Source organism: Pseudoroseicyclus sp. H15, assembly GCF_054353345.1.
Genome location: NZ_JBTHJE010000001.1, coordinates 673,667 through 693,702, shown reverse-complemented (window position 1 = coordinate 693,702; position 20,036 = coordinate 673,667). Strand labels below are relative to the sequence as shown.

21 protein-coding genes and 1 tRNA gene are annotated in these 20,036 nt (G+C 67.7%); 10 read left to right on the top strand and 12 right to left on the bottom strand.

The features are described 5' to 3' along the window. Positions 1-37 precede the first annotated feature (37 nt). The 6 genes from ACXN5S_RS03310 to ACXN5S_RS03285 all read left to right on the top strand — a co-directional run bounded on the left by ACXN5S_RS03310 (position 38) and on the right by ACXN5S_RS03285 (position 7,231). Positions 38-1,075 (top strand): LacI family DNA-binding transcriptional regulator, encoded by a 1,038-nt coding sequence (locus tag ACXN5S_RS03310; protein WP_458603958.1) that lies wholly within the window; start codon positions 38-40, stop codon positions 1,073-1,075. A 98-nt stretch (positions 1,076-1,173) separates the two neighbouring features. Further along, positions 1,174-2,409 (top strand): ABC transporter substrate-binding protein, encoded by a 1,236-nt coding sequence (locus tag ACXN5S_RS03305; RefSeq protein WP_458603957.1) that lies wholly within the window; start codon positions 1,174-1,176, stop codon positions 2,407-2,409. Between the two features lie 90 nt (positions 2,410-2,499). After that, complete coding sequence (locus tag ACXN5S_RS03300; protein ID WP_458603956.1) at positions 2,500-3,402, top strand: carbohydrate ABC transporter permease; 903 nt, start codon at positions 2,500-2,502, stop codon at positions 3,400-3,402. Positions 3,403-3,416: 14 nt separating this feature from the next. Next, positions 3,417-4,229 carry a carbohydrate ABC transporter permease gene (locus ACXN5S_RS03295; RefSeq protein ID WP_458603955.1) on the top strand — a complete coding sequence of 271 codons (813 nt, stop codon included), beginning with the start codon at positions 3,417-3,419 and terminating at the stop codon, positions 4,227-4,229. Further along, positions 4,226-5,290: an ABC transporter ATP-binding protein gene (locus ACXN5S_RS03290; protein ID WP_458603954.1), complete on the top strand. Its 1,065-nt coding sequence runs from the start codon at positions 4,226-4,228 to the stop codon at positions 5,288-5,290. The genes ACXN5S_RS03295 and ACXN5S_RS03290 overlap by 4 nt, the downstream gene beginning before the upstream one ends. 30 nt (positions 5,291-5,320) lie before the next feature. Next, positions 5,321-7,231 (top strand): glycoside hydrolase family 127 protein, encoded by a 1,911-nt coding sequence (locus ACXN5S_RS03285; protein WP_458603953.1) that lies wholly within the window; start codon positions 5,321-5,323, stop codon positions 7,229-7,231. 227 nt (positions 7,232-7,458) lie between these two features. Here ACXN5S_RS03285 and ACXN5S_RS03280 read toward each other — a convergent pair. From ACXN5S_RS03280 to ACXN5S_RS03265, 4 genes are all read right to left on the bottom strand, one after another. Further along, a tRNA-Arg gene (locus ACXN5S_RS03280) sits at positions 7,459-7,535 on the bottom strand. 78 nt (positions 7,536-7,613) lie between these two features. Further along, positions 7,614-9,011 (bottom strand): sensor histidine kinase, encoded by a 1,398-nt coding sequence (locus ACXN5S_RS03275; RefSeq protein ID WP_458603952.1) that lies wholly within the window; start codon positions 9,009-9,011, stop codon positions 7,614-7,616. 12 nt (positions 9,012-9,023) lie between these two features. Next, positions 9,024-10,430 carry a dihydrolipoyl dehydrogenase family protein gene (locus ACXN5S_RS03270; protein WP_458603951.1) on the bottom strand — a complete coding sequence of 469 codons (1,407 nt, stop codon included), beginning with the start codon at positions 10,428-10,430 and terminating at the stop codon, positions 9,024-9,026. Next, entirely contained in the window at positions 10,418-11,170 is a 753-nt protein-coding gene (locus ACXN5S_RS03265) for a TVP38/TMEM64 family protein (RefSeq protein WP_458603950.1), read from the bottom strand. Before ACXN5S_RS03265 ends, ACXN5S_RS03270 begins: the two co-directional genes overlap by 13 nt. 337 nt (positions 11,171-11,507) lie before the next feature. Here ACXN5S_RS03265 and rpmH point away from each other — a divergent pair, with 337 nt between their 5' ends. Genes rpmH through yidD form a run of 3 tightly spaced genes read left to right on the top strand, consistent with a single transcriptional unit; the run spans position 11,508 to position 12,231 of the window. Beyond that, positions 11,508-11,642: a 50S ribosomal protein L34 gene (gene rpmH / locus ACXN5S_RS03260; RefSeq protein ID WP_013385276.1), complete on the top strand. Its 135-nt coding sequence runs from the start codon at positions 11,508-11,510 to the stop codon at positions 11,640-11,642. A 2-nt stretch (positions 11,643-11,644) separates the two neighbouring features. Further along, a complete protein-coding gene (gene rnpA, locus ACXN5S_RS03255; protein ID WP_458603949.1) occupies positions 11,645-12,013 on the top strand; it encodes a ribonuclease P protein component in 369 nt (122 codons plus the stop codon). Then, a complete protein-coding gene (yidD, locus tag ACXN5S_RS03250; RefSeq protein ID WP_458603948.1) occupies positions 12,010-12,231 on the top strand; it encodes a membrane protein insertion efficiency factor YidD in 222 nt (73 codons plus the stop codon). The genes rnpA and yidD overlap by 4 nt, the downstream gene beginning before the upstream one ends. Here yidD and ACXN5S_RS03245 read toward each other — a convergent pair. Continuing rightward, positions 12,228-12,689, bottom strand: a complete 462-nt coding sequence (locus tag ACXN5S_RS03245) for an SRPBCC family protein (RefSeq protein ID WP_458603947.1) — start codon at positions 12,687-12,689, stop codon at positions 12,228-12,230. The genes yidD and ACXN5S_RS03245 overlap by 4 nt on opposite strands. Positions 12,690-12,770: 81 nt before the next feature. After that, entirely contained in the window at positions 12,771-13,709 is a 939-nt protein-coding gene (gene nudC / locus ACXN5S_RS03240) for an NAD(+) diphosphatase (protein ID WP_458603946.1), read from the bottom strand. 158 nt (positions 13,710-13,867) lie between these two features. On the opposite strand from nudC, the gene ACXN5S_RS03235 reads away from it, so the two are divergent. Next, positions 13,868-15,790 carry a bifunctional 2',3'-cyclic-nucleotide 2'-phosphodiesterase/3'-nucleotidase gene (locus ACXN5S_RS03235; protein WP_458603945.1) on the top strand — a complete coding sequence of 641 codons (1,923 nt, stop codon included), beginning with the start codon at positions 13,868-13,870 and terminating at the stop codon, positions 15,788-15,790. A gap of 74 nt (positions 15,791-15,864) precedes the next feature. Here ACXN5S_RS03235 and rnhA read toward each other — a convergent pair whose 3' ends face one another. The 6 genes from rnhA to ACXN5S_RS03205 form a co-directional block, all read right to left on the bottom strand. Further along, positions 15,865-16,329: a ribonuclease HI gene (gene rnhA / locus ACXN5S_RS03230; protein WP_458603944.1), complete on the bottom strand. Its 465-nt coding sequence runs from the start codon at positions 16,327-16,329 to the stop codon at positions 15,865-15,867. Further along, positions 16,322-16,954, bottom strand: coding sequence for a class I SAM-dependent DNA methyltransferase (locus ACXN5S_RS03225; protein ID WP_458603943.1), 633 nt, complete (start codon positions 16,952-16,954; stop codon positions 16,322-16,324). The genes rnhA and ACXN5S_RS03225 overlap by 8 nt, the downstream gene beginning before the upstream one ends. Beyond that, a complete protein-coding gene (locus ACXN5S_RS03220; protein ID WP_458603942.1) occupies positions 16,951-17,553 on the bottom strand; it encodes a LysE family translocator in 603 nt (200 codons plus the stop codon). The genes ACXN5S_RS03225 and ACXN5S_RS03220 overlap by 4 nt, the downstream gene beginning before the upstream one ends. A gap of 12 nt (positions 17,554-17,565) precedes the next feature. Next, entirely contained in the window at positions 17,566-18,516 is a 951-nt protein-coding gene (gene ispH, locus ACXN5S_RS03215; protein WP_458603941.1) for a 4-hydroxy-3-methylbut-2-enyl diphosphate reductase, read from the bottom strand. A 133-nt stretch (positions 18,517-18,649) separates the two neighbouring features. Then, a complete protein-coding gene (locus tag ACXN5S_RS03210; RefSeq protein WP_458603940.1) occupies positions 18,650-19,447 on the bottom strand; it encodes a phytanoyl-CoA dioxygenase family protein in 798 nt (265 codons plus the stop codon). Continuing rightward, complete coding sequence (locus ACXN5S_RS03205; RefSeq protein WP_458603939.1) at positions 19,444-20,019, bottom strand: LabA-like NYN domain-containing protein; 576 nt, start codon at positions 20,017-20,019, stop codon at positions 19,444-19,446. The genes ACXN5S_RS03210 and ACXN5S_RS03205 overlap by 4 nt, the downstream gene beginning before the upstream one ends. Positions 20,020-20,036 lie beyond the last annotated feature (17 nt).

The window sequence follows — 20,036 nt, the reverse complement described above, 5'->3', positions numbered from 1 at the left end:
TTCCCTGCATGAGAAAACGCTTTCTCAGGAGGCCGGTTTGGCCACTGCTCCCGTCCGCATCCGTCTCTCCGACGTGGCCGCTTCGGCCGGCGTCAGCGTCGCAACGGCATCGAAGGCTCTGAACGGCACGGGCCGGATGACGAGCGAAACCCGCGAGCGGGTGCGCCGCGTGGCCGAAGAGCTGGGCTTCCGCCCCAACGCCATGGCGCGGGCCCTGATAAGCCAGCGCAGCCTGACGGTCGGGTTGATCACGAACGACAGCTACGGGCGCTTCACGATGCCCATCATGGCCGGCGTCTCCGAGGCGCTGGTGGATGTCGGCGTGTCGGTCTTCATGTGCAATATCGAGGACGATGCCGAGGCCGGCCGCCGCTATCTGGACGCGATGCTCGACAAGCAGGTCGACGGCATCATCCTGACCGGCAAGCGGATCGACCGGCGGCTGCCTGTCGATGTCTCCGACATCGCGATCCCTGTCGTCTACGCCTTCACCGATGCGCCCGCCGATGCGGTCACGCTCGTCTCGGACGATGCGCAGGGCTCGCGAGAGGCGGTCGAATGGATGGCCGGCTTGGGCCGGCGGCGGCTGGTGCATGTCACCGGGCCCGAGAGCTTTGCCTCTGTCCGCGAACGTGCCGGCGCCTTCCGCGCGGTTGCTGGAGAAGCGGCCCCCGTCCTTCACGGCCAGTGGTCGGAAAGCTGGGGGCACGAGGCGGTGGGGCGGCTCTGGTCTGGCGAAGGCGAGCGGCCGGACGGCATCTTCTGCGGCAACGACCAGATCGCGCGCGGCGTCATCGACGCGCTGCGCGAGCGCGGCGTTGCGGTGCCAGCGGATGTGTCGGTCGTCGGCTTCGACAATTGGGAGATCGTCTCGGCGGTCACGCGGCCGCCGCTCACCACGGTCGACATGAATCTCAAGGACCTCGGGCGAGAGGCGGGGCGGCTGATCCTCGCCCTCTCCGAGGGCAAGGAGGTCGAGCCCGGCCTGCGGCGTTTGCCGTGCCGGCTCGTCACTCGCGAATCCTGCGGCGGAGCTCGGGAGGAGGAGCCGGGATCGCCGGCGCGCTCTGGCTGAAGGTTGGTCCGGCGGCGGCCTGCCGGCGCCGGGAGCACTGCCCCTAAGGGAAGAGGAGCCCGGGGCGAACGCGGCAGATGCCGCACAGGGAGGAAGACATGAAACTCACGACGACAACCAAATTCTTGGGCGGTGCCGCGCTGTCGGTGCTCGCGCTCGCCGGCCCCGCGCTGGCACAGGACAACGTGACCGTGACCGTCTGGTCGATCGACGGCGCGCAATCCGAGGGCCCGTCAGATACGTTCTCGGCGGATTTCAATGCGCTGGATAACGGTATCACCATCGACTACCGGTCGGTGCCCTTCGACGAGATCGTCAACGAGACGCTGCGCGCCTATGCCACCGGCAACGCGCCCGACATCGTCAGCCTCGACAACCCCGACTTCGCGCTCTTCTCCAGCCGCGGGGCCTTCCTCGACATCACCGAGATGGCCGAGGAGAGCGATATCATCAATCCCGAGAACTACTTCGAGGGCCCGCTCAACTCTGTCAGCTGGGATGGCCGGCTCTACGGCGTCGGCAAGTACACCGACACCATCGGCGTGTTCTACAACAAGGACATGTTCGAAGAGGCCGGCATCGCGGAGCCGCCGCAGACCTGGGCCGAGTTCGAAGAAGACGCCCGCCAGCTCACCAAGCCGGATGAAGGCGTCTACGGCGCCACCCTTTCGGCCCGGGGCAACGAGGAAGGCACCTTCCAGTTCCTGCCCGTCATCCAGATGTCGGGCGGCAGCTATGAGGATGTGAACACCGAGGGCGCGCGCGAGTGGCTCTCGATGGTCAAGGGCATGATCGACGACGGAATCCTGAGCCAGGATGTGCTGTCGCTCGGCCAGTGGGATTCCACCGGCACTTTCAACTCGGGCAACGCCGCGATGGCGATCTCGGGCCCGTGGGAAATCGACCGGATGGTCGAGGACGCCGATTTCGACTGGGGCGTGACCCTGCTTCCGGTCTTCGAAGAGGGCGACGAGCGCTCCTCCGCGCTCGGCGGTTTCAACCTTGGCATCCTGTCGACGACCGAGCACCCCGAGGAAGCCTTCCAAGTGCTGGAGTACTTCGTCAGCCAGGACGACCGGCTCTTCCCCGAGTTCGGCTACCTGCCCACGCGCGGCGATGTCGAGCTGCCCGCGAGCGGCATTCCCGAGAAGGACGCGGCGCTGGCGGTGTTCCAGGAGCAGCTGCAATACGCCCAGCCGCGCGGCCCGCACCCCGAGTGGCAGAAGATTTCGAAGGCGCTCTACGACGCCGAACAGGCGGCCCTGACCGGTCAGATGACGCCTGACGAAGCCCTCTCCCAAGCCCAGCAAACGATTGATGGCATCGTGAACTGAGCAACCTCCCGCACCGTCTGACCGGCTGAATCGGCCGGCCGGATGGTGCGGGCTTTTCCAAAGACCACCACGCGCGGGAGGGGGCCGGCCATGCGCCGCATTCTATCGAGCATCACTGACGGCAAGGGGTTCGACATCCTGCTGGTCGGCGTGACCATGATCTTCCTTCTGGCCATCGCCGGCATGCCGCTCGTCTACAACGTGCTGATGAGCTTTCAGCAGGTCGACATGTTCAACCTGAACACCTTCTCGCGGCCCTGGGCAGGGCTAGACAATTACCGCGAGGTGCTGAGCCAGCCGGAGTTCGGGCTGATCATGAAGAACACCGCGTTCTTCGTCTTCGGCTCTATCACGGGCCAGTTCGCCTTCGGCTTCGCCCTCGCGCTCTTCTTCATGGCCAAGTTTCCCTTCGCCGCCACGATCCGCGGCGTCTTTCTCGTCTCCTGGGTGATGCCCGGGCTCGTCGTCGGCGCCCTCTGGGGCTGGATCCTCGCCGGGGATTTCGGCGTGCTCAACGCGATCCTCAAGGGGATCGGCGTGATCGACGAGACGATGTTCTGGAAGTCCGACCCGCGGCTCTCGATCTGGGCGGTGACCATCGCCAATATCTGGCTCGGCCTCGCCTTCAACATGATGCTGCTCTCGGTCGGCCTCGCCGCCATTCCGCGTGACCTTTACGAGGCGGCCGAGCTTGATGGCGCCGGCGGCTGGGCGCGGTTCACCACGATCACCCTGCCGATGATGCGCTCCACCATCGGGGCCGTGCTGGCGTTGGGGCTGATCTACACGCTGCAGCAATTCGACCTCTTCCCCGCCATTACCGAAGGCGGGCCGGCCAACAGCTCTAACGTGGCGCAGTTCTGGGCCTGGCAATGGTCGTTCCAGCTGTTCGATTTCGCCAAGGGCGCGACGGTGTCGGTGATGATGCTGGTCTTCGTGCTCGTCGCCTCGATCGTCTATGTCCGCTCGACCCGTCACGAGGTGCGCGGATGAGACGGACAGCCCCCATGCCCCGCCTGCTGCTGGCCCTCGCGCTGGTGATGGCGGCGATCTACCTGTTCCCGCTTTACTGGATGTACGTGACCAGCCTGAAGGGCCAGTCGGAGATCTTCGCAAGCCCGCCAACCTTCTGGCCGCGCGACGCGAACCTGTCGATCTACCCCGAAACCTGGGAGCGGCGGACGATGGCGCTGTTCCTGTGGAACTCGCTGGTCATCGGCACCGGGGTCACGGCGCTGACCGTGCTGCTCGGCACCGGCTGCGCCTATGTGCTCGCCCGCTACCGCAGCGCCTGGATCGACGTGGGCCTCTTCTGCATCCTGATGCTGCAGGTGCTGCCGGCCTCGGTGATGATCACGCCGCTCTATGTCGGCTTCAACCAGCTCGGCCTGCTCGACTACCCGCGCACCGCCGTGATCCTGGCCGCATCGGGCAAGGCGATGCCCTTCTACATCGTCCTCGTCCGCGCGACCTTCATGAACGTGCCGCGAGAGCTGGAGGAGGCGGCCCTGGTCGACGGCAACTCCCGCTGGGGGGCCTTCTTCTTCATTGTTCTGCCGCTGGCGCGGAACGGCATCCTCGTGCTCGCCATCCTGACCTTCATGCAGGCCTTCGGCGAATACATCTACTCGAAGTCGATCATCACCACCCGCGCTTACCAGCCGGCCTCGGTGGGGCTGTCGGGCTTTCTCGGCCCCAACTCCACCGACTGGAACGGGATCATGGCCTATGCCGCGATCTACGTGACCCCCATCGTGGCGATCTTCGTCATCCTGCAACGCCGGATCGTCGCCGGCCTGACTTCCGGTGCACTGAAATGACGCCACAGATCGACATCGCCAATCTCGACAAGCACTACGGCGCCTTCCATGCGCTGAAGGACATCAACCTGACGATCCCCAAGGGCGCCTTCACCGCCCTCGTCGGCCCCTCCGGCTGCGGCAAGTCCACACTGCTGCGCTGCATTGCGGGGCTGGAGACCATCACCTCGGGCACCCTGCAGATCGCCGGTGAGACGCTCAACAACACGCCCCCGCGCAAGCGCGATGTGGCGATGGTCTTCCAGTCCTACGCGCTTTACCCGCACATGAACGTGCTGGGAAATCTCACCTATTCCCTGCGGTTCAAGGGCTTCGGCAAGGAGGAAGCGCGCAAAAAGGCCGACGAGGTCGCCGCCGTGATCGGCCTCGACAACCTCCTTGAGCGTTATCCCCGAGAGCTTTCAGGCGGTCAGCGCCAGCGGGTCGCTATGGGCCGCGCGATCATCCGCGACCCCAAGGCGTTCCTCTTCGATGAACCCCTGTCGAACCTCGACGCCGCGCTGCGCGTGCACATGCGCATGGAGATCCGGGCGCTGCACGACCGGCTCGGCGCCACCTCTGTTTATGTCACCCACGATCAGGTCGAGGCGATGACGATGGCCGACCACGTCGTCGTCATGAAGGGCGGCGTGATCGAGCAGCAGGGCGCACCGCTCGACCTTTACGACAAGCCGGCAAACAAGTTCGTCGCCGGCTTCATCGGCTCGCCCGCGATGAACTTCGTGGATGGCACCGTGGGCGCGGATGGTCGCTCCGTCAGCCTGGAGCTGCCCGGGGCACCGGTCTTGCCGCTTGCACGCGAGGTGACCGCCAGTAGCAAGGTGACAACTGGTCTCCGCCCCGAGCACCTGCGCATCGGCCCCGACGGCGCCCAGTTCGAGGCGCCGATCCGCATCGTGGAATCCACCGGCTCTCTCACCTACACGACGACCGCCTCGCAGCCCGAGCTGATGGTGGTCGAGCAGGGCCGCGGACGCTACCGCGCCGGCGAGACGCTGCCGCTCTCGATCGCGCCTGAAGATATCCACCTCTTCGATCCCGACACTGGCGTGGCGCTCTGATCCACCCGCATTGAAAGAAGGCCGCCACCCATGCGTACCTATTCCTCTGTCCCGTTTTCCGACGTCACGATCACCGGCGACTTCTGGCGCGAACGGCTCGAAACCGTTCTCACGCGCACCATCCCCAGCCAGCTGAAAAAGCTGGAGGAATCGGACATCCGCGGCTCGATCAAACTGCCGAAGCCCGTTCCGCCGCTCACCATCCCCCGGCAGCAGGGCGGGTTCACGGTGCAGTACTTCTGGGACAGCGACATCGGCAAATGGATAGAGGCGGCGGCCTACGCCCTCTCGCACCGGCGCGACGAGAGCGTCGAGGCCGAGATCGAGGCGATGATCGACGATCTGGAAGCCGCACAGCAGCCGGATGGCTACCTCAACTGCTTCTACACAGAGCGCGAGCCCGAGAACCGCTGGACGAACCTGCGCGACAACCATGAGATGTACAACGCCGGCCACCTTCTTGAAGGGGCGGTGGCCTATTACCACGCCACCGGCAAGGGCCGGATGCTGGGCATCATGGAACGCTACATCGACCATATCGCCAGTGTCTTCGGCACCGGCGACGGGCAGAAGCGTGGCTACCCCGGCCATCAGGAGATCGAGCTGGCCCTGGTGCGCGCCTGGCATGCCACCGGCAAGCAGAAGTTCCTCGACCTCGCCACCTACTTTATCGACGAGCGCGGCAATACCGACGGGGTGGAGCATTACTTCGACATCGAAGCGAAGGCCCGGGGCGACCGCCCTCAGGATTACTTCTTCGCGAAATCAGGCATGTATGAATACGGCCAGGCCCATCTGCCGGTGCGCCAGCAGACGAAGGTCGTCGGTCACGCGGTGCGCGCGATGTACATGTACACGGCCATGGCCGACCTCGCGGCCGAACATGGCGACGACAGCCTGAAGGCCGCCTGCGAGGCGCTGTGGAAGGATGTCACCGAGAAGCGGATGTACGTCACCGGCGGCTTTGGCCCCTCTGACCGCAACGAGGGCTTCACCAAGGACTACGATCTGCCCAACGACACCGCCTATGCCGAAACCTGCGCCTCGGTCGCCATGGTGTTCTGGGCGGCGCGGATGCTGAACCTCGATCTCGACGGCCACTACGCCGACATGCTGGAGCTGGCGCTCTACAACAACGCGCTGGCCGGGCTGAGCCTCGACGGCGAGCACTACTTCTACGACAATAAGCTGGAAAGCGACGGCTCGCACCACCGCTGGGCCTGGCACCGCTGCCCCTGCTGCACGATGAACGTCTCCCGCCTGGTCGCCTCTGTCGCGGGCTATTTCTACGGGCTGGCGGAGAGGGAGATCGCCATCCATCTTTACGGCGGCGCCACGACCACCTTGCCGGTGGCGGGCGGCGAGGTGACCCTGCGCGAGACCTCGAACTACCCCTGGGATGGCAAGGTGCAGATCGAGGTGGAGCAGGAGGGGGCGGGCGAGTTTACGCTCTCACTCAGGATCCCCTTCTGGTGCCAGGGCGCCTCCGCCCGCCTGAACGGGGCATCCGTGGAGATGAAAACCGAGCGCGGCTACCTCAAGATCACCCGAAGCTGGGCCGCCGGCGACAAGGTGGAGCTCGACCTGCCGATGATGCCCGAGCGGCTCTACGCCCATCCCGATGTCCGCGCCGACGCGGGCCGCGTGGCTCTGCGCCGCGGCCCCCTCGTCTATTGCTGCGAGCAGCATGACAACGCCGAGCCGGTGAACCGTCTGAGCCTCCCCCGGGAGACGCCGCTGACGGCACGGCACGAAAAGCGCCTGCTCGGCGGCATCACTCTTCTTGAGGCCTCTGGCGAAGCGGAGCAGGCCAAGGGCTGGGAGTCCGCCCTCTACCGCACGACGCCTCCTGAGCGTCTCCCAACGGTACTGGCCGCCGTGCCCTACTATGCCTGGTGCAATCGCGGGCCGAACGCCATGCAGCTTTGGCTGCGGGAATGACGTTGGCTGCGGCCTCGGTCTGATCTGTCAGATCCAGTTATACTCTGAGGGTCGGGGCGTCATCGCCCGGCCACCCGACGTGCAGTGCGGGGCCCGTTTGCGTCAGCCGAAATGGCAACGCAATCTGTCGCCAGCGCTTTGAAGGCGCCTGCGACCTAAGAAAGGCACCACCCAAGCGCTAAAGTCGCCACTCAAGCGTCAGCTGTATTCCTACGGGGAGGTGGAAGTGGCGCGCTGGGGAGGATTCGAACCCCCGACCCCTTGATTCGTAGTCAAGTACTCTATCCAACTGAGCTACCAGCGCGCGAGAGTGCCGGCGATGTAACGGGGCTGCGGGGGCATTGCAAGGGGCAATGCCAGAAGTCTGCCTCTCGCCTTCGCGTCACTCCGCCGCCTGCATGACGGCCTCGGACTTCGGCAGCCATATCGCGAACTCCGTACCCTCCGGCCCGCTGCCCCGCAGGTCGAGCCGGCCGCCGTGGCCGCGCACCAGCTCGGCTGCGATGGCAAGGCCAAGGCCGGAGCCGCCCTTCTTCACCGCGCCCTGGAAGGGCTGGAAGAGGTGCTCGCGCGCTTTCGGCGGCAGGCCCGGCCCGGTGTCACTGACAGAGATCCACCAGGCGCTGTCATCCTCCCAGGCGCGCACGCAGATCTCGCCGGGCTTGCCGGTGGCGACGATGGCCTGGCGGGCGTTGCGCACGAGGTTCGAAACCACGCGGTAGATCTGCTCGGAATCGGCCCGCAGCGTCAGGCCGGCGGGGATGTCCTCGCCGAAGGAGATTTCGTCGGCCCCCGCAGCCAGCCGCTCGCTGTCGATGACATCGCCGATCAGCCCCGCGATCTGCACGCGGGCGAGCGTCGGCGGCGGCTCTTCCGCGCGGCCGAAAGCGAGGGTCGATTCCGCCAGGCTGATGGCCCGCGAGATCGAGCCGAGCAGCTTGGGGATGAGCCGCTTCACGAGCGGGTCGTCCGAACCCTCGATGCGGTCGGCGAAAAGCTGGGCGGAGGTGAGGATGTTGCGCAGGTCGTGGCTGACGCGCGCCACGGCGCCGCCGAGCTGGGCGAGACGTTCCTTCTGCTTCAGCGCGCCGGTCAGCTGCGTCTGCATGGTGCGCAGCGCCTCCTCGGCCTCGCGCAGCTCGGTCACCCGGGCCGAGGGCTTGATGATCGAGCGGGCATCCTCGGGCGCCGCGGCATAGTTCTGCATGGCGCTCACCACCCCGGCGATGGGGCGCAGCAGCAAGGCGCGCACGGCCATGAACAGCAGCGTCGCGGTGAGGATAGAGATGACAGCCGAGAGGAACAGCACGCGGAAGCCGTATTCGTACATGGCCGCCCTGAGGGGGCCGGTCGCCATGGTTACCTCGATGAGCAAGCCGCCGTCCTGCACAGGGTTGCCCATGACCCGGATGATCCGGTCCTCATGGTCGAAGAGCACCGCCAGCGCATCGGTGATCAGCGCCGGGGCTGCGGCATTGCGCATGTCATATGTGGCGTAGATCGGCTGCGGGATGGGGGAGGAGAGCGCGAGCTGGCGCACCTCGTCGCGCCGGAGCACGACGTTGAAGACGCCGGCGTTTTCCAGCAGCTCTGCCTCGAGCTCAGGCGTGACCATATCGTCCGCCAGCAGCGCCAGCGAGGCAATCTGCGAGCGGGCCAGGCGCTCGTTGAGGTAATCCTCGCGAAAGCGGGCGACGGACGGCACGAAGATCAGCACCTCCGCCAGCATGACGAAGATGACGGTCAGGACGAGGAACCGGCCTGACAGCGTTCTCAGCATGGCCCCTCCCGATCAGGGCGTCAGGCGCTGAATGGCGCCCACCGCGCGTTTCACAAAACCACTCTCGAACAATTTGGGGCTAAAGTAGCTGCCGGCCACGGATTTGTGAATTTCCGAGCGCGTCGGATAGGGCATCACGGTGCCGGCCACGGCCGAAAGCTTCATCTTCTGGCCGATGGCGAACTGCCAATAGCCGATCTGGTCGCCCGCCCCGGGCCCGACGATGCCCGCGCCCACGGGGCGCCCCTTCGCCACCATCAGCTTGATGAGCCCCTCAGTGTCACGCTCGGCCTGGGCACGGTCGTTGCGCTCGAAGGGCAGGGTCAGAACGGTGAGGCTCTTGCCGTACTTTTTCCGCGCATCGTCCTCAGTCAGCCCGACATGGGCGAGCTCGGGGGCGGTGTAGGTGGCGCGGGGGATGGGCGCAGTCGCCTTGGCGGGCAGGCCGAAGGCGATGTTACGCAGGGCGGTGACGCCGTGGTAGCCGGCCAGATGGGTGAACTGGCCTCGCCCCGCGACGTCGCCGAGGGCGAAGAGGCGGCGGTGCGTGACCGAGCGCAGGCTGTCATCGACGGTGATGCCGGCCTTCGTGACCTCGACGCCCGCCTTCTCCAGATCAAGCCTAGCAAGGTTGGGCTTGCGGCCGGTGGCGACGAGCAGATGCGTGCCGCGCACCTCGCCCTTGTCGGTCTCCACCACGATGGTCTCGCCATCCTGGCGCACGCGCGCCGCCTTCTCGCCGGTGCGGAAGGTCACGCCCTCGCGCTCCAGCGCGGCCAGCACCACGTCGCGCAGCTCCGGCTCTTCGCGGGCCAGCGGCGTGCCGGCCTCGATCACCGTCACCTCGCTGCCGAGGCGCCGGTGCGCCTGCGCCATCTCCATCCCGATAGGGCCGCCGCCGAGGATGATCAGATGACCGGGCAGTGCCGCGTCGGCCAGGCGCTCGCGGGCGAAGAGGCTCTCGTTGGTGAGATAGGGCACATCCGCCAGCCCCTCGATGGGCGGCACGGCAGGGGACGAGCCGGTGGCGACGGCGAAGCGGCGGGCGCGGATGCGCCAGGGGCCGCCCTCGCCCTCGACCTGCACCTCCTCGCGGCTGGTGAAGCGGGCCCAGCCCCGCAGCACCGTAACCCCGAGGCCCTCGAACCGCTCCTGGCTGTCATGGGGCGCGATGGCGCCGATGGCACTGCTCACGCGGGCCAGTGCCGCCTGGTAGGAGACATCTGCCCCGGCCTGCCGCTCGGCCGCCGCTTTGATGAGCGCCTTCGACGGCACGCAGCCGTAGTTCAGGCAATCGCCCCCCATCTCGCCGCCCTCGATGAGCACGGTGCGCACACCCATCTGGGCAGCGCCGGAAGCGAGGGTGAGGCCGGCAGAACCGGCACCGATGACGCAGAGATCGAAGGTCAGCTTGTCCATCTGGCGAATACGTACTTTCTGAACAGCGGCAGCGCGGCGAGCAGCGCCAGCCCGAGGAATGGCAGGAACACCCGAGGCTCGCGCAGCAGGCTGAAATCCGGCGTGCCACCGGTGGCAAACACCTCTCCAAGGCCCGCGCCGACAGAGGTGTAGACAAGCGCCCCGGGGATGATTCCCAGATAGGTGGTCACCGCGAAGGCCGAAAGGGGCACCGCCAGCAAAGCGGGGATGAGATTGGCCGCGAAGAACGGAACTACGGGGATCAGGCGGATGAGAAAGAGCATCGGCCACATGTTGGCGTCGATGCCCTCCTTCAGCTTCCGTGTCTTTTCACCACCCTCCAGCCGCCTCGCCAGCCGCTCGCCCAGCCCCCAGCGTGCGGCCATGAAGATCAGGCAGGCGCCGGTGCCGGAGGCCAGAACGTTGAAGACAACGCCCGGGAACGTGCCGAAGAGGAAGCCGCCGGTGAGCGTGAAGATCGTCGCCCCCGGCAATGACAGCGCCACGACAGTCATATAGGCGCCCATGAAGGCAAGCACGGCCCACAGGTAATGCGTATCACGGAAGGCCATCAGCGCCTCGCGGTTGCCGGCGAGCGTGTCGAAGCTGAGGTATTCGCCCAAGGCCCAGGCGCCCCAGATCGCTACACCGCCAATCCCGGCGGGCAGCAGCAGCCTCAGCCGGGCGAGGCGCCCGCTGCCCTTGGTCTCTTCGCCGTCTTCGGGGTCGCGTTCTGCCATGGCACCAGTTTGACTGGTGCGGGCGGAAGGGAAAGGCCTTTCATCGCGCGCCGTCACGGCACTCCCGGCGCGCCCCGATTCGCTGCCCTGGAAGGCCGCACGACAAAGAAATCTCGCGGTCCTGTAGAAACCGGCGCTCGGGCAGCGCGCCGCCCTTGTTTTCATCCGCCAATTCGGGCCTAAGCCCGCGATGCCCGCGCCCTTCTGGCGTTGACAGACATGCCATCACCCCTTAAGTGCCGGGCTTCGAATGAACGGGCCCCGGGGCCGCCGAAGGCGGTGCGGTGTGGCCTGAGTTGAGCCTCCGCCATTGGGGGCCCCGAGACGGAGAGCCGCGATGAAACGCACGTTCCAACCTTCCAACCGCGTCCGCAAGGCGCGCCACGGCTTTCGCGCCCGCATGGCCACCAAAGCCGGTCGCAAGATCCTGAACGCGCGCCGCGCCCGCGGCCGCAAGGTTCTGTCGGCCTGATTTTGGCCGAGGGGCAGGTAGCCAAGGCTGCGACCCTCAAGAACCGTGCCGATTTTCTAGCCGCCGCGCGAGGGGGAAGAGCCTTCTCGCGCGGTTTCGTGCTGCAAGCACGCGAGCGCCGGCCCGATGAGCCGGCCACTGGCGTGCGCGTCGGCTACACCTGCTCGAAGAAGGTCGGCAATGCCGTGGCGCGCAACCGCGCCAAGCGCCGCCTGCGCGAGGTGGCCCGCGCCGTATTGCCAACGCATGGCCAACCCGGCTGGGATTACGTGCTGATCGGCAAGAACGGCTCGACCGCCAGCCGCGACTTCGCCCTGATGAAGGACGATCTCGCCCGCGCCCTGACCGAGCTGCACGGCGCCCGCACATGACCCCCCTCGCCTATGCCCTGTCGTTGCCGGTGCGGGCCTACCGCATGGTCGGCTCGCCCTGGGTGGGGCATGGCTGCCGCTTTCAGCCCACCTGCTCGGCCTATGCGCTGGAAGCGCTGGAAAAGCACGGTGGCATCAAGGGCGGATGGCTGACGCTGCGGCGCCTTGCCCGCTGCCATCCGCTGGGCGGCTCGGGCATCGACAACGTGCCGGATTAGCCGGCGTATTTCGCCGAAAGCTCGCCGCAATAGCCCGTCAGGCGGTCGCGCAGGCTGGCCGCCAGCTTGCCCCGCCCGAGCTTCAGCGATTGCAGCAGCAGCTTGCCGCCCATGCCCTTCGCCGCCATCTCGATCTCCAGCCGCGCGCGCGTACGCTCCGGCCCGAGGGCCGCGAGGGTGACACGTACCGTCAACAGCAGGCCCTGGCTGTCGGAGACGAGCGCATAGCCGCCAGGCGGCGCCCATTCGGTGACCACCGGCTCAAGATGCCGCTCACGGCCGCGGAAGTTGAAGCGAATGTCCCACGCCGTTCCGGGGCCGGCGGAGGCGCCGGGCTCTTTGCGGGCGATGGTGGCGCCGCGCTTGGCGGCTGCCCGCTCGAAGCCCTGAAAATCGGCGAAGCGCTCGAACGTCCAGTCGATGGGGGCGGCGACATCGGCTTCGGCGGACAGATCCATGGGAGCTCCTTGCTGCAGATCGGGCTGTTGATGGCGGCTGGCGGCGGCCCCGTCAATCGTGCTGCGTCAATCGGGCGGCGCTCAGGCCAGCCGGTCGCCCAGCCAGTTCCAGAGCAGGAATTGCGCGATCGCCCCCTCGCGCGGCGGGCGGATCTGGGGGTCACGGGCCGCGAAGATCTCCGCCACCCGCTCGCGGCTGACCCAGAGCGCCTCTTCGATCTCCACCGGGTCGACGTTGATCTCGGTGCTCGTCGCCTCTCCGATGCAGCCCATCATCAGCGAGGCCGGGAAGGGCCAGGGCTGGCTGGAGAGATAGCGCACCGGGCCGACGCGCACGCCGGCCTCTTCCCAGACCTCGCGGCGCACCGCGGCCTCTATCCCCTCGCCCGGCTCGACGAAGCCGGCCAGCAGCGAGAACATGCCCTCCGGCCAGGCGGGTGAGCGGCCGAGGAGCACGGAATTGCCATGCGTCACCAGCATGATGACCACCGGATCGGTCCGCGGGAAATGGGGCGCGCCGCAGGAGGGGCAGCGCCGCTGCCAGCCCGCTGACTCCATGTCGCTCTTGGCGCCGCAGCGGGCGCAGAAGCCGTGGATGCGGTGCCATTCGAACAGCGCCCGGGCCGTCGCGGCCAGCTCTGCCTCTCGCGGTGAGAGGCCGGGCATGATGCGGCGAAGCTCGGCGAATGCGCCGGGCAGGCCCGGGTGGCTCTGCGCGCTGTCATCGAAGAAGCCGGGCGCCGGTGCCTCTGCCCCGGGCCAATCAACGAGCTGAGCAGCGAAGAGCGGCGCGCCGGCCTCGTCGCGACCCAGGAACAGGCGCTCGCCCGTCTCGAGCACGTCGGAGGGCGGCAGCATCAGCAGACGCCCCTCCTCCGCCAGCACCTTGCCGCGCCAGAGGGGCAGCACCCGCGCGCCAGGCTCTGCCCAAAGGGCAGCCTGCGCGGCGGCATCGCTGCGCAGATGCGCGGCCCGGTCCAGCCCGGAGCCGCCGAAGGTGACTGTCTCGGCTAATCTCACGCCGCCTTCCTGCCACGCCCGCCCGGCGGGGGGAAGCGGCACGCGCACCCCGCCCCGCGAACCCAAACGCCACGTCTCGGCGCCGGTTCGGTCAAAGCTGACGAGACAAGCACCCCGATTGCATGTAACGGTCGTGGGGTGGTTCAATTTGGGCGGTCATGCCGCAGCGTAGTTTTGACATAAGATCAGGTGGCGATACGGCTCACCTGCGTATCCTGGCCACCACAGACCTGCATATGTCTTTGCTGCCGTGGGATTACTTCACCGACAGTGAAGACCCTCCCATTGGCCTGGCCCGCTGCGCCGAGCTGATCCGGCGTGCGCGGGCCGGCGCTCCCAACGCCTTTCTCTTCGACAACGGTGATTTCCTGCAGGGCAACCCGATGTCCGACCTGCTGGCCGAGCTGGCCGAGGCGGGCCACCCGATGCCCAACCCGATGATCGCCGCGATGAACCAGCTGGGCTACGACGCGGTCGGCCTTGGCAACCACGAGTTCAACTACGGGCTGCGCTTTCTGGAGGCCGCGCTGTCGGAGGCGGAATTTCCGGTGGTCTGCGCCAATGTCGTGCGCCGGCGCGGCAACCGGGCGACGGAAGATGCGCCCTTCATGCCGCCCTATACGGTGATCGAGCGCGACATCGTCACAGGTGCCGGCAAACCGAACAGGATCAAGCTGGGTATCATCGGCTTCGCGCCGCCGCAGATCACGCTGTGGGACGGCCCCCATCTGGGCAGCGCCGTCACCACACGCGACATCGTCGAAGCCGCGCAGGCGCATCTGCCCCGGCTGAAGGCCGAGGGCGCCGATATCGTGCTGGCGCTCAGCCATTCCGGCATCGGCAGCGCCGAATACGAGCCGGGGCGCGAGAATGCCTCTGTGCCGCTGGCGGCGCAGGAGGGGATCGACGCGCTGATCTGCGGCCATACGCACCGGGTGTTCCCGATGGCCGGCGGGCCGCATGTTGGCCCGGTGGATCATGACGCGGGCACCATCCACGGCCGCCCGGCGGCGATGCCGGGGGCCTATGGCTCGCATCTGGCGGTGATCGACCTCGCCGTCGTGCTGCGCGACGGAAAATGGAGCGCCGTGCGGAACAGCTCGCGCCTCTTCCCGCTGCGCGGGGTGGATGGCCGGCTGCCCGAGCCGGACGCCGGCATCGTCGATCTGGCCCGCCCGGCACATGAGGCCACTCAAAAGGAGGTCCGCCGCCCCATCGGACATCTGACGGGGCGGCTGCAATCCTACTTCTCCATGGCCGCGCCCGACCCCTGCCTCAGCCTCGCGGCGGATGCCATGCGGGCCGAGGCGCGCCGGCTGCTGCATGGCCGGCCTGAAGAGGGCCTGCCGATCATCTGCGCCCATGCGCCCGTCCGCTCTGGCGGGCACAAGGGGCCGGGCAACTACGTCGATATCCCAGAAGGGCCGCTGGCGCTGCGCCACGCCGCCGAGCTTTACAGCTACCCCAACCGCATGGTGCTGGTTGAGCTGACCGGGGCCGAGGTGAACAGCTGGCTGGAGCGCACGGCCTCGATCTTCGCGCAGATCAGGGCGGGCGTCGCCGACCAGCCGCTGGTCGACCCCGAATGCCCGCCCTACCTCTTCGACGTGCTCGACGGGCTGACCTACGAGATCGACCCGACGCGGCCCCGCCTGTGCGATGCATCAGGCGCGCTTCTCACGCCCACCGCCCACAGGGTCAGCGACATACGCCTCGCCGACGGCTCGCTGGTGACCGAAGAGACGCGGCTGGTGGTGGCGACGAATTCCTACCGGCTCGGCGGCAGCGCCGGCTATTCGATGGTGCGGCGCGGCCGGCAGCTGGCCGAAAGCCAGATGGGCCTGCGCGACATCATCGCCTCTTACGTGCGCGCCAACTCGCCCGTGCAGGCCCGGGCCCGGCCGGTCTGGCGCTTTGCCCGGCTACCCGGCACCAGCGCCATCTACCACAGCGCCCCCTCTGCCGCCGACGTGCTGCGCTTGCCCGAGGCGCCGGAGCATATCCGGGCTCTGGGACTGGTGCGGGGCGGCTTCGGGCTGTTCGAGGTGCGGTTCCTTGGGGCGGGCGCCACCGCGAGCTGAGAGGGCGGAGGGGGCGCTGCCCCCGCCTTCGGCCCCCCGGGATATTTTGAGAAAAGCGAGGGGAAGAGGGGCGCTCAGGCCCGGCGTTTCGCCTTGTAGGGAGCCATGGCGAGGCGGGCGAGCTCGTCGGCGCGCTCGTTCTCGGGATGGCCGGCATGGCCCTTCACCCATTCCCACGTCACGTCGTGGCGGGCGGCGGCGGCGTCGAGGCGCTGCCAGAGCTCGGCGTTCTTGACGTCTTTCTTGGCGGCGGTCCTCCAACCGTTGCGCTTCCAGCCGTGGATCCACTTGGTCAACCCGTCTTTGACGTAGCTGCTGTCGGTCACCAGCGTGATCTTCGTGGCCCGGCCGAGAGCTTCCAGCGCCGAGATGGCGGCCATCAGCTCCATCTGGTTGTTGGTGGTCTGCGCGGCGCCGCCACTCAGCTCGCGGCGCTTGAGTTCTTTGCCGCCCTCGCGGGCCATGAGCAGGGCGCCCCAGCCTCCGGGGCCGGGATTGCCCGAGCAGGCGCCATCGGTATAGGCGAAGTAGTCAGCCATGCGGCTCTCCCCTCTGGGCGAGGAGGACGATCCAGCCGATCTCGTCACCCGCCGTGCTGCGCCCCCGGCCTTCGGTGGCCGAGAGCTCGTGAAAGCCGGCGGCGGCGAGCAGGGCCCGCAACTCCTCCGGCGCGTAATAGCTGTAGTGCCGGCCGAGCCCGTCGCGGCGGTCGCCCTCGCCTGTCATCATCCCCAGATGCAGCAGCCCGCCGGGGCGGAGCGCCCGGGCGACGGCGGCGAGATGGCCGGGCAGCGCATTGCGAGCGGCGTGAAGCAGCGAGAAATTGGCCCAGATGCCGTCATAGGCCGCTACCTCGTCCAGCTCGGCGAAGCTCGCCTGGCGGAAGGTGGCGCCCGGCGCGGCGGCCCGCGCCTCGGCCAAGAGGCCGGCGGAGGCGTCGATGCCGGTGACGGCGAAGCCCTGGGCAATCAGGGCCGCCGCCGAAGCGCCGCTGCCGCAGCCGAGATCGAGCACCGCGGCGCCGGGGGGCAGGCGCTCGGTGAAGGCGGCCAAGTGCTTGCTCGGCAGATCCGCGGCGCGGAGGGCCGCGTAATCGGCGCTGTGGCTGTCGTAATAGGCGATGGTCCCCGCATCGGGGGCCGCCGCATGCTCAGCTGCCGTCACGCCCGCTCCAGCGCCAGCTTGAGGCCGAGCCCGGCGAAGCTCGCGGCGAAGGCGCGGCGCATCCACGCCATTGCCCGCTCGGAGCCGAGGATCAGGTGGCGGCCAGAGGCGGCGAGCCCGGCGTAGAGCAGGAAGGTGCCGAAAGTGATCGCCGAGAAGGCGAAGCCCAGCTCGGCCACTTCCGCCAGCCCAGCTTCGGGCGAGAGGAACTGCGGCAGGAAGGCGAGAAAGAACAGCGGCAGCTTGGGGTTGAGGATGTTCAAGAGGATGCCGCGCCAGACCAGCCGCGACGGCGGCGCCGGCTCGCCCGGGCGGATCGAGAGCGAGCCCGTCTCGCGCAGTACGCCCCAGGCCATCCAGAGCAGATAGGCGACACCGGCGAACTTAAGCGTCTGAAACAGCACGGCGGAGGAATGGAGGATCGCCGCCAGCCCCGCCGCCGCCACGGCGAGGTGCACCACCGTCGCCAGCGTGCAGCCAACGGCCGCCCAGGCCCCCGCCCGCACGCCGCCGGCAAGCGCGGCGCCCAAGGTGTAGATCACCCCGATGCCGGGGCTGAGGCAGATGACGAATGCCGTCAGCAGAAATTCCGGGCCCATCGGCGCGCTCCCTCAGGCGGGCTCGCGGAGGACCCGCGGCACCTTGAACTCCACATGCTCCTCGGCGGTGACGACCGGGTTCACAGTCACGTCGTAGCGGCCGCGGAAGGCTTCGATCACCTCGTCGATCAACACCTCGGGCGCCGAGGCGCCGGCGGTGATGCCTATCGAGCGGATGCCCTCCAGCGCGCGCCAGTCGATATCCGCGGCGCGCTGCACGAGCTGGGCGTAGGAGCAGCCGGCCTTGCGGGCCACCTCGACCAGCCGCTTGGAATTGGAGCTGTTCGGCGCCCCCACCACGAGAAGCGCATCGCAATCGGGCGCCATTTCCTTCACGGCGCCCTGACGGTTGGTGGTGGCGTAGCAGATGTCTTCCTTGTGCGGCCCGATGATGGCCGGGAAGCGCGCGCGCAGGGCGGCCACGATATCTGCCGTGTCATCGATGGAGAGGGTCGTCTGGGTGACAAAGGCGAGCCGCTCGGGGTCGCGCACCTCAACGGTGGCCACATCCTCGGGCGTTTCCACCAGCAGCACTTCGCCGTCGGGGAGCTGGCCCATGGTGCCGATGGTCTCCGGATGGCCGGCGTGGCCGATCATGATCATCTGCAGGCCGTTCTCGGCGTGGCGGGCGGCTTCGATATGCACCTTGCTGACGAGCGGGCAGGTCGCATCCACGTAGATCATCTGCCGCTCTTCGGCCGCGCGGGGCACCGCTTTCGGCACGCCATGGGCGGAGAAGATCACCGGGCGGTCGCCGGGGCATTCCTCGAGCTCTTCGACGAAGACGGCGCCTTTGGCGCGCAGGTCGTCCACCACATATTTGTTATGGACGATCTCGTGGCGCACGTAGACGGGGGCGCCCCATTTCTCGAGCGCCATCTCGACAATCTTGATGGCGCGGTCGACACCGGCACAGAAGCCGCGCGGGGCGGCGAGGTGAAGCGTGAGGGGCGGCTTGGTCATGGCTCAGAGGTAGGCGATGCGGGCGCCGCCGTCGAGACCCCGGAGCTTCACGCAGGCATGAGCGGGCGGCCAGCGCCGGGGCGGCGGAAGGCAAATGGCATCCGGGGGGGCCTTCGAAAAGGAAACAGGCGCCCTAGCGGGGCCAGATCACCGGAAACCAATCCTCGCGCAGCCGCTGGCCGGGCTGCATGCCGTGCCCCGGGAAGGGCGGCGAGGTGCGGCCGGGGCGCTCGACATAGCGGGCATCGTCGCCCACCAGCCGCAGCGAGAAGGCGCGGCGGCGCTGCGTGGTCTCATTGCCGCGGGCGCCGTGCAGGGCGCGAAAGTCGAAGGCCACAGCATCGCCCGGCTCCAGCTGCCACTCCAGCACCTCCATGCCTTCGGCATCCGGGTCGGGCACGGGCATGTAGGCGGAGGGGTCGGGGTAGAAAGAGGTATCGGCCAGCCAGCGCTTGGGCAGCACCGGCTTCTCCCACAGGTGAGAGCCGGCGACGATGCGCAGCGTGTTCTCGCGCACAGGGTCGAGCGGCGACCAGAAGCTGATCGTCTGGCTGCCTTCGACGAAGTAATAGGGCCCGTCCTGATGCCAGGGCGTGGCCTTCGGCGTGCCCGGCTCTTTCACCAGCACATGGTCGTGAAACACCTGCACTGTCTCAGAGCCCATCAGCTCCGCCGCCACGGGCGCGGCGTCAGAGCCAAGGATCACGCGCTCGAAGGCGGGGATGCGCTGCCAGTTGCAGTAATCGTCGAAAAACCGGCCCGGCTCGCCGGGCTTGAGGTTCTCCGCCGCATAGGGGCCGGGCGCGGCCATGTTGGCGGCCACGCCCTCGGCCAGCTCCTCCTGCCAGTCGGCGAAGAGGCCCCGCACGACGATCGCACCGTCGCGGCGGTAAGCCTCTGCATCGCCGGGCTGCAGGAGCGGGTGGGTCATTCGCCCGGCACCGCCTCTTCATCGTCGCGCTGCGGCACGCGCTCGCGCGGCGGGCGGCCGATGGCCTCTTTCAGCTCTTCCAGCTCGATGAAATTATCGGCCTGGCGGCGCAGCTCGTCGGCCACCATCGGGGGCTGCGAGCGGATGGTCGAGACCACAGAGACGCGCACGCCCTTGCGCTGCAATGCCTCGACCAGCGGGCGGAAATCGCCGTCGCCGGAGAAGAGCACGATATGGTCGACATGCGGGGCAAGCTCCATGGCATCGACGGTGAGTTCGATATCCATGTTGCCCTTGACCTTACGGCGGCCCTGGCTGTCGGTGTATTCCTTCGCCGGTTTGGTCACCATGGTGAAACCGTTGTAATGCAACCAGTCCACCAGGGGCCGAATAGGCGAATATTCGTCATTCTCGAGCAGCGCCGTATAGTAGAATGCACGCAGGAGCTTGCCCCGTCGCATGAATTCCTGCCGAAGCAGCTTGTAATCGATGTCGAACCCCAGCGATTTCGCAGCGGCATAAAGGTTCGAGCCATCGATGAAGAGCGCGAGGCGCTCGTCACGATAAAACATTAAAACGACCTTCCATT

Excerpts from the sequence above, each read along its gene's own strand:
- ACXN5S_RS03305 (WP_458603957.1), top strand. The coding sequence starts at position 1,174 with ATGAAACTCACGACGACAACCAAATTCTTGGGCGGTGCCGCGCTGTCG.
- ACXN5S_RS03300 (WP_458603956.1), top strand. The coding sequence starts at position 2,500 with ATGCGCCGCATTCTATCGAGCATCACTGACGGCAAGGGGTTCGACATC.
- ACXN5S_RS03295 (WP_458603955.1), top strand. The coding sequence starts at position 3,417 with ATGCCCCGCCTGCTGCTGGCCCTCGCGCTGGTGATGGCGGCGATCTAC.
- ACXN5S_RS03290 (WP_458603954.1), top strand. The coding sequence starts at position 4,226 with ATGACGCCACAGATCGACATCGCCAATCTCGACAAGCACTACGGCGCC.
- ACXN5S_RS03285 (WP_458603953.1), top strand. The coding sequence starts at position 5,321 with ATGCGTACCTATTCCTCTGTCCCGTTTTCCGACGTCACGATCACCGGC.
- ACXN5S_RS03275 (WP_458603952.1), bottom strand. The coding sequence starts at position 9,011 with ATGCTGAGAACGCTGTCAGGCCGGTTCCTCGTCCTGACCGTCATCTTC.
- ACXN5S_RS03270 (WP_458603951.1), bottom strand. The coding sequence starts at position 10,430 with ATGGACAAGCTGACCTTCGATCTCTGCGTCATCGGTGCCGGTTCTGCC.
- ACXN5S_RS03265 (WP_458603950.1), bottom strand. The coding sequence starts at position 11,170 with ATGGCAGAACGCGACCCCGAAGACGGCGAAGAGACCAAGGGCAGCGGG.
- rpmH (WP_013385276.1), top strand. The coding sequence starts at position 11,508 with ATGAAACGCACGTTCCAACCTTCCAACCGCGTCCGCAAGGCGCGCCAC.
- yidD (WP_458603948.1), top strand. The coding sequence starts at position 12,010 with ATGACCCCCCTCGCCTATGCCCTGTCGTTGCCGGTGCGGGCCTACCGC.
- ACXN5S_RS03245 (WP_458603947.1), bottom strand. The coding sequence starts at position 12,689 with ATGGATCTGTCCGCCGAAGCCGATGTCGCCGCCCCCATCGACTGGACG.
- ACXN5S_RS03235 (WP_458603945.1), top strand. The coding sequence starts at position 13,868 with ATGCCGCAGCGTAGTTTTGACATAAGATCAGGTGGCGATACGGCTCAC.
- rnhA (WP_458603944.1), bottom strand. The coding sequence starts at position 16,329 with ATGGCTGACTACTTCGCCTATACCGATGGCGCCTGCTCGGGCAATCCC.
- ACXN5S_RS03220 (WP_458603942.1), bottom strand. The coding sequence starts at position 17,553 with ATGGGCCCGGAATTTCTGCTGACGGCATTCGTCATCTGCCTCAGCCCC.
- ispH (WP_458603941.1), bottom strand. The coding sequence starts at position 18,516 with ATGACCAAGCCGCCCCTCACGCTTCACCTCGCCGCCCCGCGCGGCTTC.
- ACXN5S_RS03210 (WP_458603940.1), bottom strand. The coding sequence starts at position 19,447 with ATGACCCACCCGCTCCTGCAGCCCGGCGATGCAGAGGCTTACCGCCGC.
- ACXN5S_RS03205 (WP_458603939.1), bottom strand. The coding sequence starts at position 20,019 with ATGTTTTATCGTGACGAGCGCCTCGCGCTCTTCATCGATGGCTCGAAC.